The organism is Pseudomonas sp. ACN5 (assembly GCF_002303975.1).
In the GTDB taxonomy this organism is placed as follows: domain Bacteria; phylum Pseudomonadota; class Gammaproteobacteria; order Pseudomonadales; family Pseudomonadaceae; genus Aquipseudomonas; species Aquipseudomonas laurylsulfatiphila.
In genome coordinates, this window is the sequence record NZ_MRCP01000012.1 from 183,204 (window position 1) to 197,339 (window position 14,136).

A 14,136-nucleotide genomic window follows, 5' to 3' on the forward strand; every position below is an offset into this window, starting at 1 on the left:
AGTCATGTCTGCAGTTTGCGAAAGCAGGACTGTTACGATCAATTCAAATGATTGCCAGACAATTCAAGTGCTAGCATTTGGCAATAAAGTCGATGACTCCATTTGTGCAGACAGTCCAGCGGAATGTGTTGTCCGCGCGATATTGAACTTACGAGTACCAGGTAAATAAAGATGACCAGCATCCATGACCAAGCGATGAACTATGTCTATCAACAAGTGCTGCAGCGATTGCTGGGTTTCTTCTCCCGTGCCGAGCGCACTGCATTGCAGTTGTTGATTCAGCGTCTGGCAGTGGCGGCGGGGGGCATGGAGCGCATTGGCGATTTCAAGGTGTTGGCGGTTCAGTCCGGGGCCCGCGACAACTGCTACAGCCTGGCGCTGTTGCGTGCGGCGCAATTGACCATCGCCACGCGGGCGCCGGCGACATTTCAGTTGCGCATCGCCTCGTTGCGGTTGAACGGGACAAGCCGGGCGGCCGTGGAAAACATGCACCGGACCAACAGCGCACTGTTCGTCTATGACGATCCTCGGGTCGAGGTGTTGATGGTCGATGATCGGGAAGTGTTGCCGTTCGATCACCTGACGCGGATCTCCGACGCTGGTCGCGAATCCAGCCGCCTGAACCTGTTGCTGATCGGTCATCGCCGGGCGTGGCACGGCGGGTTCGACCTGTGGGATGACGGATATCTGGCCACGGGCGAGTTCTACGGCCAAATCGCCCGCTGGGACGGTGGCGTCGACGCTTTGCTCGTCAGTGACACGCCGCGTCAGCAGAAACAGTTCATCGACGGCTTGAAGCGTGCCGCCACCAAGGCAGGGCTCAAGCCTTCGCCGGTGGGCGAGGCCGGCCACACGGGGTTGTTTGCATTGCTTGATGAGCTGGGCAGCGACTGTTATCAGGCGTTCTATGCCGATGACGTCCAGGCCCGATGGCGTCCTGAAGAGCGCTTTGAGACCTGCCGTCGTACCACCTGCATCGAGATTCACGACCTGCTGGTCAGCAACCTGGAGGAGCGCTGGTCATTGCTGACTGAATTTCTCGGCTTCCAGCCTGACGAACTGTCCGCGCAGATCAGCGACAACGAATTCGTCAGCGCGTCGATCTCGGCGCACGTACGTGGGTTGCAAGCGAGCTTCGTGCAGGGCCGCGATTATGAGTCAGGCGTTGCGCAATACCTGCAACGCGCCCTGGTGATGATGCGCCGCAAGCGTTTGCCCGAGCGTTTGTGCGAGCAGGCCATCGAGGTGTTCGGCAACCCGGCGACACTGGGCGATCAGCGTGCCCGAGCGGCGGCCGAGGCGCAAAAGAACCTGGGCCTGAGCGAAGCACAACTGGTGTGTCTGCTTTTTGCGCCGTTTATCGAAGAGGGTGCGGGGCTTGAGCGATTTTTGCGTCAGTGCCATCCGGGCATGCTGGTGGCCATGCCCGAGTTGCACCGGGCCATGCAGGGGCAGCCGGTCGCCGAACAGATCATGCAATGGATGATTGATGTCAGCGGATTGCCCGTCAGCCTGATTGGCCGGCTTTATCGCATGGAACGGGCGCCAGGCAGCGACGAAGGGGGGCTCGAAGCGCAGATCCAGTGCGCCGCGTTGCAAGAGGCAGCGGGCGATCCTGACACTGGCAACACGTTGGTGGATGAATGGTCAGCGGGTCACTGAGGGTGAGCGGACTATCAGCCAGTGCGGTCGGCCTTCAGCCATGAAAGGTCCACGAGAAACGGATTTCGCCTATCAGGCCGTTTATCGGTATCTGGGCAGCTTGATCAATGAGTCCGAAGGGGATTCACGCATCCGCCTGCCGTCGCTGCGGCAGCTGGCAGAGCGCCTCAATGTGTCGATCTCGACCATTCAGTACGCCTATTCGCTGCTGGAGAAGGAAGGGCGCGTGTTTTCGGTGGCCAAGTCGGGTTATTACGCGTTGCCAGTGTCGTCTTTCAACCCGCAGGACAGCGGCAGCGATCTGCTCGAAGCTGTCTATGTCAATGCCAGGCGTCCGGGGATGCTGGTCCTGAGCGCCGATGAGCCGGCTTTGTTGCAGCCGCTCGACAGTCCCTTGTTGCTGCTGGAGCGAGAGATGCTGCGCCAGTATCCAAGGCAGCCGCAGTCGCCCTCGCAACCCTGCGGCGAGCTCGAGCTGCGCACCGCCCTGGCCGCACGCTACACCACGTCACCCATGCGTTACTGGCATGCCGATGATGTCTACATCGGTGCCGACCTGCGCGGCGTCCTGGAAATCCTCATCGCCGTGCTGGGCTTGAAAGACGCCACGGTAGTGGTTGAATCACCGTGCGACTGGACGATCCTGCGTTTGTTTCAAGCCGCCTGTGTGCGGGTGATCGAGTGGCCTGTGCAAGCCGATGGTTGCCTGGATCCGCACCGGCTGAAAACCTTGCTGGAGACCGAGCCGGTACGACTGGTGATACTGTCATCGGCCCTCAACATGCCCCGTGGCAGCCTGGCGCCTGAGGAAAACAGGCAGGCCATTGCCCGGCTGTTGGCCGCGCATGACAGTTGGGTACTGGAAAACGATTGTTATGGCGAGCTCGGATTCGACCCGGGCGGCCTGCGTTTTCGCGACTTGCTGGATCCTGAACGGCTGATGGTGTTTTCCGCGTTCGAGAAAATCATTGGACCGGAAGCGCCCTACGGCTACCTGCTTTCAAGGCACTTGAGCGCCGAGCTGCAACGGCACTTCCTGCTGCGTTCGTTTCGACTGTCGCCGATTCGCCAGAAAGCCATCGCCCGTTTGTACAGCAGCGGTCGCATCGATCAACACCTGCTGGTGCTGCGACGGCTACTCAAGGAGCGCAAGAGTCAAATGACCCAGTTGTTGCAGGAGCGACTGGGAGATGCCTTGCATTTAGTCGAGCCGCAAGGCGGTGCAACGATCTGGGTGCGTTCGTTGCGCCGGGTCAATGTGCGCCGTGTGTTCCAGCGCCTGCTGGCGCAACAGGTGGTCATCGCGCCGGGCGAACTGTTCAGCCTCCACGGTCTGCACGGGCAGCATTTGCGCCTCAGTCATACCTTCGGCGGCGATCACAACCTGGCGGCCGCGCTGGGATTGCTGGGGGATGCGCTGCGCCTGGAATCGATCGAGTGAGTGACAAAAAATAACAACCTCCACTGTGCTGGATCGATCCCATCGCGTTGCGGTCAAACTGCCAGTAAACTGCGACTCAATTCCTGAACCACTCAATTCCAGAGGTTTTGCATGACACTCAGTCCTTTTGCGGGTAAGCCGGCACCGGCAGAACTGTTGGTCGATATCCCGCGACTGGTCACGGCCTATTACACCGGCCAGCCTGATGCCGCCATTTCGACCCAGCGCGTTGCCTTCGGCACGTCGGGGCACCGCGGTAGCTCGTTCGACTTGAGTTTTAACGAATGGCACGTGCTGGCGATCAGCCAGGCCATTTGCCTGTATCGTGAAGCTCAGGGCATCGATGGCCCGCTGTTTGTCGGTATCGACACCCATGCGCTGTCCACGCCGGCCGGTGCCAGCGCCCTTGAAGTGCTGGCGGCCAACGGCGTGACCGTGATGATCGCCGCTGGCGACGAGTACACCCCGACACCGGCCATTTCCCATGCGATTCTCTGCTACAACCGTGGTCGCACCAGCGGCCTGGCGGACGGCATCGTCATCACGCCGTCGCACAACCCGCCACAAAGCGGTGGCTATAAGTACAACCCCACCAACGGTGGTCCGGCCGATACCCACATCACCAAGTGGATCGAAGCCAAGGCCAACGAATTGCTGGCCAACAAGCTCGCAGGCGTCAAGCGCATCAGCTACGAGCAGGCACTCAAGGCCAGCACCACCCATCGTCACGATTACCTCAACACCTATGTCGCCGACCTGATCAACGTGATCGACTTCGACGCCATCCGTGATGCCAAGCTGCGCCTGGGCGTCGATCCGCTGGGTGGAGCAGGGGTGCGCTACTGGTCGGCGATTGCCGAGCATTACCGTCTGGACCTGGATGTGGTGAACAAACAGGTCGACCCGACCTTCCGCTTCATGACCGTCGACTGGGACGGCCAGATCCGCATGGACCCATCGTCCAGCCATGCGATGCAAGGCCTGATCGGCCTGAAAGAGCGCTTCGACGTGGCGTTTGCCTGCGACCCTGACCATGACCGCCATGGCATCGTCACGCCGTCCGGTGGTTTGCTGGCACCGAACAACTACCTGGCCGTTGCCATCGACTACCTGTTCCAGAATCGTCCGCAATGGCGCGCCGATGCTGCCGTAGGTAAAACCGTAGTCAGCAGCGGTTTGATCGATCGCGTGGCCAAACGCCTGGGCCGTCGCCTGTACGAAGTGCCGGTCGGTTTCAAGTGGTTTGCCGATGGACTGTTCGATGGCTCCCTGGGGTTCGGCGGCGAAGAAAGCGCCGGTGCCTCGTTCCTGCGCAAGGACGGCGGCGTCTGGAGTACCGACAAGGACGGTTTGATTCCGGCCCTGCTGGCTGCCGAGATGACGGCCCGGACCGGTCGCGACCCGAGCCAGGCGTACCGTGCCTTGACCGATGAACTGGGTGAACCGTTCTCGGTACGGGTCGACGCCAAGGCCAACCCGGAGCAGAAAGCCCTGTTGAGCAAGCTGTCGCCGCAACAGGTCACCTCGACCCAACTGGCCGGCGAGCCGATCCAGAGCATCCTCAGCCATGCGCCGGGCAATGATCAGGCCATTGGCGGTCTCAAGGTCATGACCGAAAACGGCTGGTTCGCAGCGCGTCCGTCGGGCACGGAAGACATCTACAAGATCTACGCCGAAAGCTTTGTCAGCGACGACCACCTCAAGCAGCTGGTGGCCGAGGCGCAAACGCTGGTGGATGGTGCCATCTCCGCGAAATAAACACTCAACCCTGTGGGAGCGGGCTTGCTCGCGAAAGCGGTATCAGCTTCAACATCAATGCTGACTGAAACACCGCCTTCGCGAGCAAGCCCGCTCCCACAAAGGATTCGCTGCAACAATAAAAAAGGGGCGACCAACACGGTCGCCCCTTTTTTTGCGATTGCCCTCAGCAGGTCACGCCAGGTCCACCAACACGATCTCACTGTCCTCGATGGCCGTCACCCGCAGCACCTGCTCATCGGCTACCGCGACACCGTCTCGAGCTTGTGCGCGCAAGCCATTGACTTCAATGACCCCGGTGGCCGGGACCAGGTAGGCACGACGACCGCTGTCCAACAAGTATTCGGCCGTTTCACCGGCCTTCAGATTGGCTGCCACCAGCCGGGCATCGGCGCGGATGCGCAGGCTCTGCTCGTCGCCTTGTTTACCGCTGGCCAGGGTGACAAAACCTTCGCGATCGCCTTTCGGGAACGGCTTGGCGCCCCAGGACGGTGCCAGGCCGGTCTCATTCGGGATGATCCAGATCTGGAAAATCCGGGTCGGCGTCGCTTCCAGGTTGTACTCGCTGTGGGCGATCCCGGTACCGGCGCTCATGACCTGGACGTCGCCCGCTTCGGTCCGGCCCTTGTTGCCCAGGTTGTCCTGGTGGGTAATGGCGCCTTCACGGACATAGGTGATGATTTCCATGTCCCGGTGCGGGTGCTGCGGGAAGCCGGTGCCGGGAGCGATCACGTCGTCATTCCAGACCCGCAGGTTGCCCCAGTTCATGCGCTGTGGATCGTAGTATTCGGCGAACGAAAAATGGTGATGCGCATCCAGCCAGCCGTGGTGAGCACCGCCAAGGGTTTTGAAAGGTCTGAGTTCAAGCATGATCGTCTCCAGAAAAGGTTCGTCATGGGGCGGGGCGCCTGAGCCACGAAGCGAGACCGGTGGTTGATGACGGCCATCATCCAACAGGAAACAATCGATAAAAAGCGTAAAAAATGCGGCATTCCCATCGAATGATTTGATATGAAGTAGGCTCAAAACTTTCTCATCCCACCTTCACTTCATCGCATAAGCCAATGAGTCATAAGCAATTGACTAGAACTCAATGGCAAATGCAGACACCATAGCGCCCAACAGCCTCACACCCTGGAGTCAGTCCGCGTGCCGCAACACACACCCGATCTTCCGCCTGAACTTCGCCCCCTGGCCGAGATGCCGCTGATCAAGCGACTGCTAGCCCGATTCTTCGGTTACAGCCTGACCCGCCTGCACGCACAGCATCGTGCGTCGTGGTTGCATGGCCAGGCCGACGGTTTTCGCAGTGGTCACAGCGCCGGGGTCGATTACGGCTACAGGGAAGGCAAGCTCGAGGGGCTGGAGGAGGGGCGGCAGGTCCTGCTGATCCGCGACGCGCGCTCCACTGAACACCGGCCCCCGAATGTCGATGACCTGCTGTTCGACGATTGGCGCCTGCCGTTGAGCGCCGAGTTGAAGAAGCGCATGAAGGCAGATGTCGCCCGGTTGTTGCCGGCCCATGCCCAGCCCAGCGCCGCACAGTGGAAAATGATCTTCAGCGACACGCCATCCACCTCGGTGATCGCCGGTGCCGGCGCAGGCAAGTCGACCACGCTGGTGCTGCGCATCTTGCTGTTGAGCCATTACCTGGGCTTCGAGCTGAGTTCGATGACGGTGGTGACCTTCACCCGTGAATCGCGCAAGGACTTCATCAACAAGCTGATCGAACTGTTTGCGCTCTGGGGCCGCGCGATCAGTTTCAAGGAGGCACGGGACCTGGTGCGCACCTTTCACTCGCGGATCCTGCCGATGGTGCGCAGTCTTCCGGGTTTCGAGCGACTACAGGCCTTCGAGAACCTCAGCCTGCGGGCTGCACAGGGTGACGAGGAGGTCGACAGCAATCCGTTCGACCTGCGTATCAACGACGCTCAGCGCCAACAGTTCAACGCTTGCTATCACCGCCTGCACAGTAACGACGAGCGTTTTCGCGAGCTGATCAAGCCTTTGTCCCGGCATGCCTTGCAACTCAAGGAACTGGAGCGGGATCATCCGGATGTGCAGAAACGCATGGGCGTCACCGAACTGGCGGCCAAGCGTGATGAAGAGTTGTGCGACGCCATTGAAGACCTGTGGTTTCGTGCCGGTGCCTGGCCCATCAAGGGCATCGAACCGAATCGCCAGTCGTTCGATATCAACGGCTCGACATTCCACTGTCACGGCTACATCCCGACGCTGGACGCCTGGGTGGTGCTGGGGTTCGATCCTCGGGAGAACCCGCAGGTCACGCGGCCCAATGCCAAGCTGACGGTGCGCGCAGAATGGGCAGTAAAGCGCACCCTGTTTCAAGCTTTCTGCCGTAAACCTTTGATATGGCTGGATAGTTACGAATCATCAAAGCGTGTTTTGGCATCGCTCGCCGGCGATGCCAGCGCCGGGCCGGGCTTCGATTACAAGGTCAAGGGCGAGCTCGCTTCCGCGCCGTTGCTCGATTGCTTTGTCGCCGCCGCCGGGTTCATCGAAAACCTCGGGCTGGATGTGCCGAGTGCGGTGGGACAGATGAGCTTCGCCAAGGACGATCCCGACCGGTTCTTCTTCGAGGCCCTGAGCCTTTACTGGCGGGCGCTGGAAGATCATTTGCTCGACCAGAAACCGCCAATCATGACCTACAACCGGATGTTCGCCCTGTTCAGCGAGCATTCGCCGGAGAACCTCAAGCTGCTGAGTGATGAGCTGCTGCGGCCGCTGTCGCACCTGATGATCGACGAATTCCAGGACGTCTCGCCGCAAATCGTCTCCTGGATCAGGGCCAGCCTGGCGGAGATCCGCAGTCGCGGGCCGGCCATGCACGTCGGACGCGGTGCCCAGCGTTCCTCGCTGCTCTGTGTGGGCGATGACTGGCAATCCATCTATGGCTGGCGCGGCAGTTCGCCGAGCTACTTCATGGAGTTCAACAAGGAGTTCCCGTCGCCGAGCACCACCAAGGTCATGCTCAGTGACAACTACCGCAGCCATCAGCACATCATCGATGCCGCCGAGCACATCGTGCGCGCAGCACCGGCGATTGCCGGGAAGAAAGCCAAGGCCAGCGGTGAGCCCAAGGCATTGCTGCCGGTGAACGTCCTCGATCGTGATGACCAGGGCATGGCGCAGCGCCTGATGGAGCATTACCGAAAGGGTGATTCAATCTTGATGCTTTATCGAAAAAGTAGCGATAAGTCATTGATAGAAGAGCATATTCAGCCAGTGCTTAATGCTGATTCGAGCTTGCCCCATACAGCTCGCAGGCTCAAACAACTGACGTATCACAGTGCCAAGGGCCTCCAGGCCGATGCGGTGTTTTTGCTGGGTGACTGCCAACACCTGACCAGTTCGCCCTACAAGAATCAGGTTTACCGGATGGCGGGCCTGGGCAAGGCCGGTGACAGCGAACCCTACGACAATGCCCAGAAGGACGAGATCCTGCGCCTGGCGTACGTGGGTATTACCCGTGCCGTCAGCCATTGCTACTGGTACGTCGATGCGCAAGATACCCAGGCCGCGAACCTGCCCAAGGCGTCCGACCGGATCGGCAAGGGCAAGGCGTTCTTTGTCGATCATCGTAAAAGCCAAACCACGGCCTGATTTTGTAGGAGCGAGCTTGCTCGCGATGGTCGTTAACGATAACGCGTATTTACTGGCTAAACGCGGCGCTCTTGAGTCCATCGCTAGCAAGCTCGCTCCTACAGGGAATAGCGCTCAACAAAAAGCCCACGTGATGTGGGCTCTTTTGGGAGTGGACAGGCTTCAGGCATAACTCCTGAGGGCCTCTGGTGGAACGAAGGCTTCAAGTTCATCCTCCACCGCTTCGATTATTCGTTCTACATCCGCGGCATTCATGACGGTGGCGCAAGGAATACCGGCAATGGCGATCATGGTCTCGCCAGTGGCACGATCGAAAAGACGGGCAATCATGCTGCCCGGCGCGTCCATGCTCGCCTCGAAACCCATGGGATGAAAATGCCAGCGCATCAGCTGGCAGGCGTTTGGAAACGTGACCTTACTGAACCCTCTATTCATGTGTTGCCCGCCTTCATTATCGAGCGCTTCCTTTAGCTCATGGTAGGAGGGAAGAACCTTCAATGGCTCAACCAGTGACAGTCTTTAAAAGTAGCATCCGGATGTGAAAAGAATGTGGTTTTTTCAGGTCGTTTGGCGATTGCCGCCCTTTTTTTGATTCAGGTCACGCTTCCTTGATATTGGCGGCCCAAAACCCACATCCGTTTAGTCGTTGAAGACAAAGCGGAAGTTGGGCAAGCTCGGTTTTTTGCGTCGAGACTTTCAATGCACGCCGAGGATGATGGCCCGCTGCAAACCCAGGCCACGGGCGAGACGGTCATGCGCTATCACTTGCGCTGGAAACACCGGGACCTGGACGGCGTCATGGCGCTCTATCACCCTGAAGTCCAGTACAACGACTTTTTCCAGAACCGGGTCATGGGCCTGGCCGAATTGCGCGACTATGTGCGCAGCAGCATGCCCCGGGATCCGGATGAAGCGCTGGAGCACTCCGACCGCATTCGACTGGACGGCAACACCGCCTTCATTCAGTACCGCATCACCCTGCGCGGTGGTGAAGGACTGGTGTCGTTCCGCGCCAGCGAGGCGATCACCGTCAAGGACGGGCTGATCTGGCGGGTCAATGAATACGCTTCGCTGGTGCATGAGCAACCCGTCAGCAAAGCCACCCACAGCCAACGCCCGGCGGTCAGCCGGCTGGGCCTGTCGCCTCGTCAGTTGAGCTTCATGGCCGATGACCTGCAGCAGTATTTCCAGCGCCAGCAGCCGTATCTCGACCCGGAACTCGACCTGCAACGGGTGGCCAAGGAGTGCGGGTACAGCCGTAACCAGATTTCCTATCTGTTGAACCAGGTGTTGGGCCAGAGCTTCTACCGCTACGTCAACCAGGCGCGCCTGCAACACTTGCTCGCGGCACTGGATGGCGCCACGCCACCGCTGCGTATCGATGAACTGGCGTTCGCCGCCGGATTCAATTCGCTGTCGGCGTTCTACAGCTGTTTCCGCCAGCACACCGGTCAGTCACCCAAGGCTTACGTCAAACAAATTTCTTTGCGTGCACGCGCGCAAGACAGCGCCTGAGCCCACGCACTAGGATCGACGCCATCGAAGTTTTCAGTGGCGGAGTCTTGCATGCCGGCGTGGCGCACTATCAGTTTGTGGATGGACCAGCTCGACGAGCCTTTGTTGGCGCGTCCGGCGCTGGAGCGGGACCTGGATGTGGACGTGGCGATCATCGGCGCGGGCTACACCGGTCTCTGGACCGCGTACTACCTCAAGCAGCAGAAACCGCAGCTGAACATCGCCATTGTCGAAGCGCAGACCGCCGGTTTCGGCGCGTCGGGGCGCAATGGCGGCTGGCTGATGGGCAACTTGCTGGGTGAAGATCGTCTGCTGGCCGGTTTGCCGGTCGAAGAGCGCCGCGCTTCCTATGATTTGTTGCATGGCATTCCGAATGAAGTGGAGACTGTCCTCGAACGTGAGGGCATCGACTGCGATTTCCGTAAAGGCGGGGTGCTGTATTGCGCTGCGCGTTATCCGGAGCAGGCGACCAGCCTGCGTCACCACCTGGACGATCTCCATCGCCAGGGCCTCGACGACAACCACTATCGCTGGCTGAGCCCGGAACAACTGGCGCAGCAGATCCGCGTCGCCAAACCCTATGGCGGCATCTATGCGCCACACGTGGCGACCCTCCACCCGGCCAGGCTGGTACGCGGGTTGGCCCGGATGGTGGAGCGCCTGGGGGTCAGGATCTACGAAAACAGCCCGGTCACCCATTGGCAATCCGGCAGCCTGCGCACGGCGAAAGCGTCGGTGCGCTGTCACTGGGTCGTTCCGGCAGTAGAAGGCTACGCCGTCACCTTGCCGCCCTTGGGGCGTTATCAGATGCCGGTACAGAGCCTGATCGTCGCGACCGAGCCCTTGTCGGCGGCCACCTGGGATGAAATCGGCCTGAGCCGTGGCCAGGCATTCAGCGAGGCCAGTCGCCAGGTGACCTACGGCCAGCGCACCGCTGACAACCGTTTGATCTTTGGCGCCCGTGGCGGCTATCAGTTCGCCGGCAAGCTGCGCCATGACTTCGAGCTGACCACGGATGAAAAGGACCTGCGGCGCTACCTGTTCGGCGAACTGTTCCCGCAGTTGAAGAACGTGCAGATCACTCATTCCTGGGGCGGCAACCTGGGCATGTCCCGTCACTTCAAGCCGCACATGCTCTGCGACCGGACCAAAGGCATCGCCTTGTCTGGCGGCTACGGCGGGGAGGGCGTTGGCGCCAGCAACCTCGGTGGACGAACGCTGGCCGACCTGATCCTGGGGCGCGACACCGATCTGGTGCGCCAGCCGTGGGTCATCCCGCAGCGGGGCCTCGACGCGCTCAGGGCCTGGGAGCCGGAACCGATCCGCTGGCTTGGCTACAACGCAATCATCCGCAGCTTTGTCCATGAGGACCAGACCCTGGCCAACCCGGCTACCGCGCCCTGGCGGCGCAAGCTGGCCAGCGGGGTGGCCGGTTTCATGGAAGGTTTCATGCACTAAACGGCGCGCTCTTCATCGACAGGCCATATCGACAGGTAATCCCATGAGCATCACGCAATTCAAACACACCGCAACCCTGAAGCTGGAGGAATCCAACCCGGTCGCCGTGCCCCTCGGCACGCCCGTGGCCGTGGCTTCGACCACCAGCGTCGAACGCGACGACGGCGTCGAGACCGGCGTCTGGGAATGCACCCCGGGGCGCTGGCGGCGGCAGATCGTCGCCCAGGAATTCTGCCACTTCATCCAGGGCCGCTGCACCTTCACCCCGGACGGCGGTGAACCGCTGCACATAGAAGCGGGCGACGCACTGATGTTGCCGGCCAACAGCCTCGGGATCTGGGATATCCAGGAAACCGTGCGCAAGACCTACGTCCTGATTTTCTGATCCTTGATTGCCTGCCAACAAAAACAACCTACAGGAATCGACTCATGCTCCGAAAGACACTGACCCTGGCTCCGCTGCTGCTTGTTGCATCGATCAGTCAGGCGGCCGAAACCGTCAAAATCTATAACTGGTCGGATTACATCGCGCCGGACACCACGAAAAACTTCCAGAAAGAAACCGGCATCGGCTTCACCTACGACGTCTACGACAGCAACGAAACCCTCGATGGCAAGCTGATGACCGGCAAATCCGGGTACGACGTGGTGTTTCCGTCCAACCACTTCATGGCGCGGCAGATTGAGGGCGGCGCACTGAAGAAGCTCGACAAGAGCCAGTTGCCGAACTGGAAAAACCTCAACCCGGTATTGCTCAAGGCCTTGCAGACCAACGATCCGGGCAACGAGCACGGCTTCCCGTACCTGTGGGGCAGCACTGGCATCGGCTACAACATTGCCAAGGTCAAGGCGGTGCTGGGCGACAACGCCCCGGTGGACTCCTGGGACTTGATTTTCAAGCCCGAGAACATGCAGAAGTTGCAGAAGTGCGGCGTGGCCATCCTCGATAACGGTCCCGAACTGCTGCCGGCGGCGTTGAATTACCTCGGGCTGGCGCCTCACAGCAAGAACCCGGACGACTACAAAAAGGCCGAAGCCTTACTGTTGAAAGTGCGGCCCTATGTCAGCTATTTCCACTCGTCCAAGTACACCAGTGACCTGGCCAACGGCGATATCTGCGTCGCGGTCGGTTTCTCCGGCGACATCCTGCAGGCGGAAAACCGTGCCAGGGAAGCCAACAATGGCATCGACATCGGTTATGCGATTCCCAAGGAAGGCGCCGCCATCTGGTTCGACATGGTCGCGATGCCGGTCGACGCTCCCGACGAAAAGGCCGGTTACGCCTTCATGAACTATCTGCTGCGCCCGGAGGTCATGGCCAGCGTCAGCAACTACGTGCACTACGCCAATGGCAACGAGCAGGCTGACAGCCTGATCGACCCGGCGATCAAGAACGACACCAAGGTTTACCCAAGCCCGGAAATGATGGGGAAACTGTTTGCCCTGGAAGCCATGCCATTGAACATCGACCGGGTTCGCACACGCGTGTGGAACAAGATTCGCACCGGCAGCTGAAGGCCTGATCAGGCAATCGGGACAGGATGTCCCGTTGCCATCCTTGTCAGCCGACCGGCTCGGCTGCGCAACTCATCTGGCCTGAGCCGGGTATCTGGAAAAAAACCTCATCGCCGATTTGCCAGAAGCTGTAGCTGCCTTTGTAATCCTTGCCCCTGTACTGGGTTCCGGAATTGTTCGGCACCTGGTTCAGCGTCACCGAGGCGTTGGCCCATTTGAGGAACACCACGCCCGGTTCGACCGTAAAGAAGGTCGCGGCAACCAATGCGTTGAACCCTGCGCAACGATAAGCCAAGGGGCCTTCGGAGAGCCTGCTGGGGTCCTTGGTTCTGGCAATGGCCGAACCCTGGCGCAGTTGGAACGCACGCTCGGCATAACTGGCGATGACGCACCCCTTGGCTTGCGGCCCGGCACCACACTGGTTACGGGACTCCATCCAGAACCGATGATCTATCTCGACTTTATTCGGGCGCGGCACTGAATGTTCGTCGGTGAGCGCCAGGCGATAAAGACGATCGAGTTCCAGGTCCATGCGCGCCAGCTGAGCGTCGTGACAGATAAGCTTTTCGGTGGATGCCTGGGGCGTGGTGCAATCGAAACTGGTTTTGTAAGTTGGCAAGGGTTTTGGCTTTGCCTTTGTCGCGGCGTCACAAAGGCTCGCCGTCACGCACGCGCTGACAGCGAGCACAGAGGCCAGAAGTGGCATGACCATTTTCATTTCGGCGTCACCTGAGTCTATGCGTGATGCCCGTATTGCAACGCCTGTGTCCAGGCGTTGCACATTCATTCGGTCGCACGGGGTCTATCGAGTGTAAGGCAGTGCTCGAAACCTGCCACATCGTGCCAGGAGAAACGTCAGTCTTCCTCACGAATCGTCGCCACTTCGTCGGCCCTGACTTTCACCATCGCTCCCGAAATGTCCTCGAACTCAAAGAATCCGTCCTTGGTTTTGGTCTTCGGCATGTCCTTGGTCAGGTACTGAGTGCCGTTCTGCAGGGTCACCACCGTGGGCGTCGAGCAACCGGCCAGCATCAGCAGGGCCGCGACGGCCAGGGGTAAGCCCAAAGTCTTGATGTCCATGATCACCTCCCGTTCGTTGTGAAGCAGTGCCATCCATTCGCGCCTGTCACTGCATGCCTATGGCGGTTGGTGCCGCCTGGGGG

12 protein-coding genes are annotated in these 14,136 nt (G+C 60.1%); 8 read left to right on the forward strand and 4 right to left on the reverse strand.

Features of this window, described 5'->3' with window-relative positions:
- The first annotated feature begins 171 nt into the window (after positions 1–171).
- From BSF40_RS22120 to pgm, 3 genes are all read left to right on the forward strand, one after another.
- Positions 172–1,662 (forward strand): hypothetical protein, encoded by a 1,491-nt coding sequence (locus BSF40_RS22120; protein WP_095966745.1) that lies wholly within the window; start codon positions 172–174, stop codon positions 1,660–1,662.
- A 40-nt stretch (positions 1,663–1,702) separates the two neighbouring features.
- A complete protein-coding gene (locus BSF40_RS22125; RefSeq protein WP_095966746.1) occupies positions 1,703–3,103 on the forward strand; it encodes a PLP-dependent aminotransferase family protein in 1,401 nt (466 codons plus the stop codon).
- Between the two features lie 111 nt (positions 3,104–3,214).
- Positions 3,215–4,861, forward strand: coding sequence for a phosphoglucomutase (alpha-D-glucose-1,6-bisphosphate-dependent) (gene pgm, locus BSF40_RS22130; protein WP_095966747.1), 1,647 nt, complete (start codon positions 3,215–3,217; stop codon positions 4,859–4,861).
- Between the two features lie 174 nt (positions 4,862–5,035).
- On the opposite strand, the gene BSF40_RS22135 is transcribed toward pgm, so the two are convergent.
- On the reverse strand, positions 5,036–5,731 hold the full coding sequence (locus tag BSF40_RS22135; RefSeq protein WP_095966748.1) for a pirin family protein: 696 nt from the start codon (positions 5,729–5,731) through the stop codon (positions 5,036–5,038).
- Between the two features lie 279 nt (positions 5,732–6,010).
- On the opposite strand from BSF40_RS22135, the gene BSF40_RS22140 reads away from it, so the two are divergent.
- A complete protein-coding gene (locus tag BSF40_RS22140; protein ID WP_095966749.1) occupies positions 6,011–8,485 on the forward strand; it encodes a UvrD-helicase domain-containing protein in 2,475 nt (824 codons plus the stop codon).
- 162 nt (positions 8,486–8,647) lie between these two features.
- Here the strand turns inward: BSF40_RS22140 and BSF40_RS22145 are convergent, their stop codons facing one another.
- Entirely contained in the window at positions 8,648–8,920 is a 273-nt protein-coding gene (locus tag BSF40_RS22145) for a DUF1652 domain-containing protein (RefSeq protein ID WP_095966750.1), read from the reverse strand.
- A 264-nt stretch (positions 8,921–9,184) separates the two neighbouring features.
- Between BSF40_RS22145 and BSF40_RS22150 the strand changes: the two genes are divergently transcribed.
- Genes BSF40_RS22150 through BSF40_RS22165 form a run of 4 tightly spaced genes read left to right on the forward strand, consistent with a single transcriptional unit; the run spans position 9,185 to position 12,973 of the window.
- Entirely contained in the window at positions 9,185–10,000 is an 816-nt protein-coding gene (locus BSF40_RS22150) for an AraC family transcriptional regulator (RefSeq protein ID WP_095966751.1), read from the forward strand.
- Positions 10,001–10,051: 51 nt separating this feature from the next.
- Positions 10,052–11,458 carry an FAD-binding oxidoreductase gene (locus tag BSF40_RS22155; RefSeq protein WP_095966752.1) on the forward strand — a complete coding sequence of 469 codons (1,407 nt, stop codon included), beginning with the start codon at positions 10,052–10,054 and terminating at the stop codon, positions 11,456–11,458.
- 43 nt (positions 11,459–11,501) lie between these two features.
- On the forward strand, positions 11,502–11,843 hold the full coding sequence (locus BSF40_RS22160) for a cupin domain-containing protein (RefSeq protein WP_015095054.1): 342 nt from the start codon (positions 11,502–11,504) through the stop codon (positions 11,841–11,843).
- A 44-nt stretch (positions 11,844–11,887) separates the two neighbouring features.
- Complete coding sequence (locus tag BSF40_RS22165; RefSeq protein WP_095966753.1) at positions 11,888–12,973, forward strand: polyamine ABC transporter substrate-binding protein; 1,086 nt, start codon at positions 11,888–11,890, stop codon at positions 12,971–12,973.
- A 46-nt stretch (positions 12,974–13,019) separates the two neighbouring features.
- Here the strand turns inward: BSF40_RS22165 and BSF40_RS22170 are convergent, their stop codons facing one another.
- Positions 13,020–13,691, reverse strand: coding sequence for an MliC family protein (locus tag BSF40_RS22170; RefSeq protein ID WP_095966754.1), 672 nt, complete (start codon positions 13,689–13,691; stop codon positions 13,020–13,022).
- A gap of 137 nt (positions 13,692–13,828) precedes the next feature.
- Positions 13,829–14,053: a YgdI/YgdR family lipoprotein gene (locus tag BSF40_RS22175; RefSeq protein WP_095966778.1), complete on the reverse strand. Its 225-nt coding sequence runs from the start codon at positions 14,051–14,053 to the stop codon at positions 13,829–13,831.
- Positions 14,054–14,136 lie beyond the last annotated feature (83 nt).

Excerpts from the sequence above, each read along its gene's own strand:
- BSF40_RS22120 (WP_095966745.1), top strand. The coding sequence starts at position 172 with ATGACCAGCATCCATGACCAAGCGATGAACTATGTCTATCAACAAGTG.
- BSF40_RS22125 (WP_095966746.1), top strand. The coding sequence starts at position 1,703 with ATGAAAGGTCCACGAGAAACGGATTTCGCCTATCAGGCCGTTTATCGG.
- pgm (WP_095966747.1), top strand. The coding sequence starts at position 3,215 with ATGACACTCAGTCCTTTTGCGGGTAAGCCGGCACCGGCAGAACTGTTG.
- BSF40_RS22135 (WP_095966748.1), bottom strand. The coding sequence starts at position 5,731 with ATGCTTGAACTCAGACCTTTCAAAACCCTTGGCGGTGCTCACCACGGC.
- BSF40_RS22145 (WP_095966750.1), bottom strand. The coding sequence starts at position 8,920 with ATGAATAGAGGGTTCAGTAAGGTCACGTTTCCAAACGCCTGCCAGCTG.
- BSF40_RS22150 (WP_095966751.1), top strand. The coding sequence starts at position 9,185 with ATGCACGCCGAGGATGATGGCCCGCTGCAAACCCAGGCCACGGGCGAG.
- BSF40_RS22155 (WP_095966752.1), top strand. The coding sequence starts at position 10,052 with ATGCCGGCGTGGCGCACTATCAGTTTGTGGATGGACCAGCTCGACGAG.
- BSF40_RS22160 (WP_015095054.1), top strand. The coding sequence starts at position 11,502 with ATGAGCATCACGCAATTCAAACACACCGCAACCCTGAAGCTGGAGGAA.
- BSF40_RS22165 (WP_095966753.1), top strand. The coding sequence starts at position 11,888 with ATGCTCCGAAAGACACTGACCCTGGCTCCGCTGCTGCTTGTTGCATCG.
- BSF40_RS22170 (WP_095966754.1), bottom strand. The coding sequence starts at position 13,691 with ATGAAAATGGTCATGCCACTTCTGGCCTCTGTGCTCGCTGTCAGCGCG.
- BSF40_RS22175 (WP_095966778.1), bottom strand. The coding sequence starts at position 14,053 with ATGGACATCAAGACTTTGGGCTTACCCCTGGCCGTCGCGGCCCTGCTG.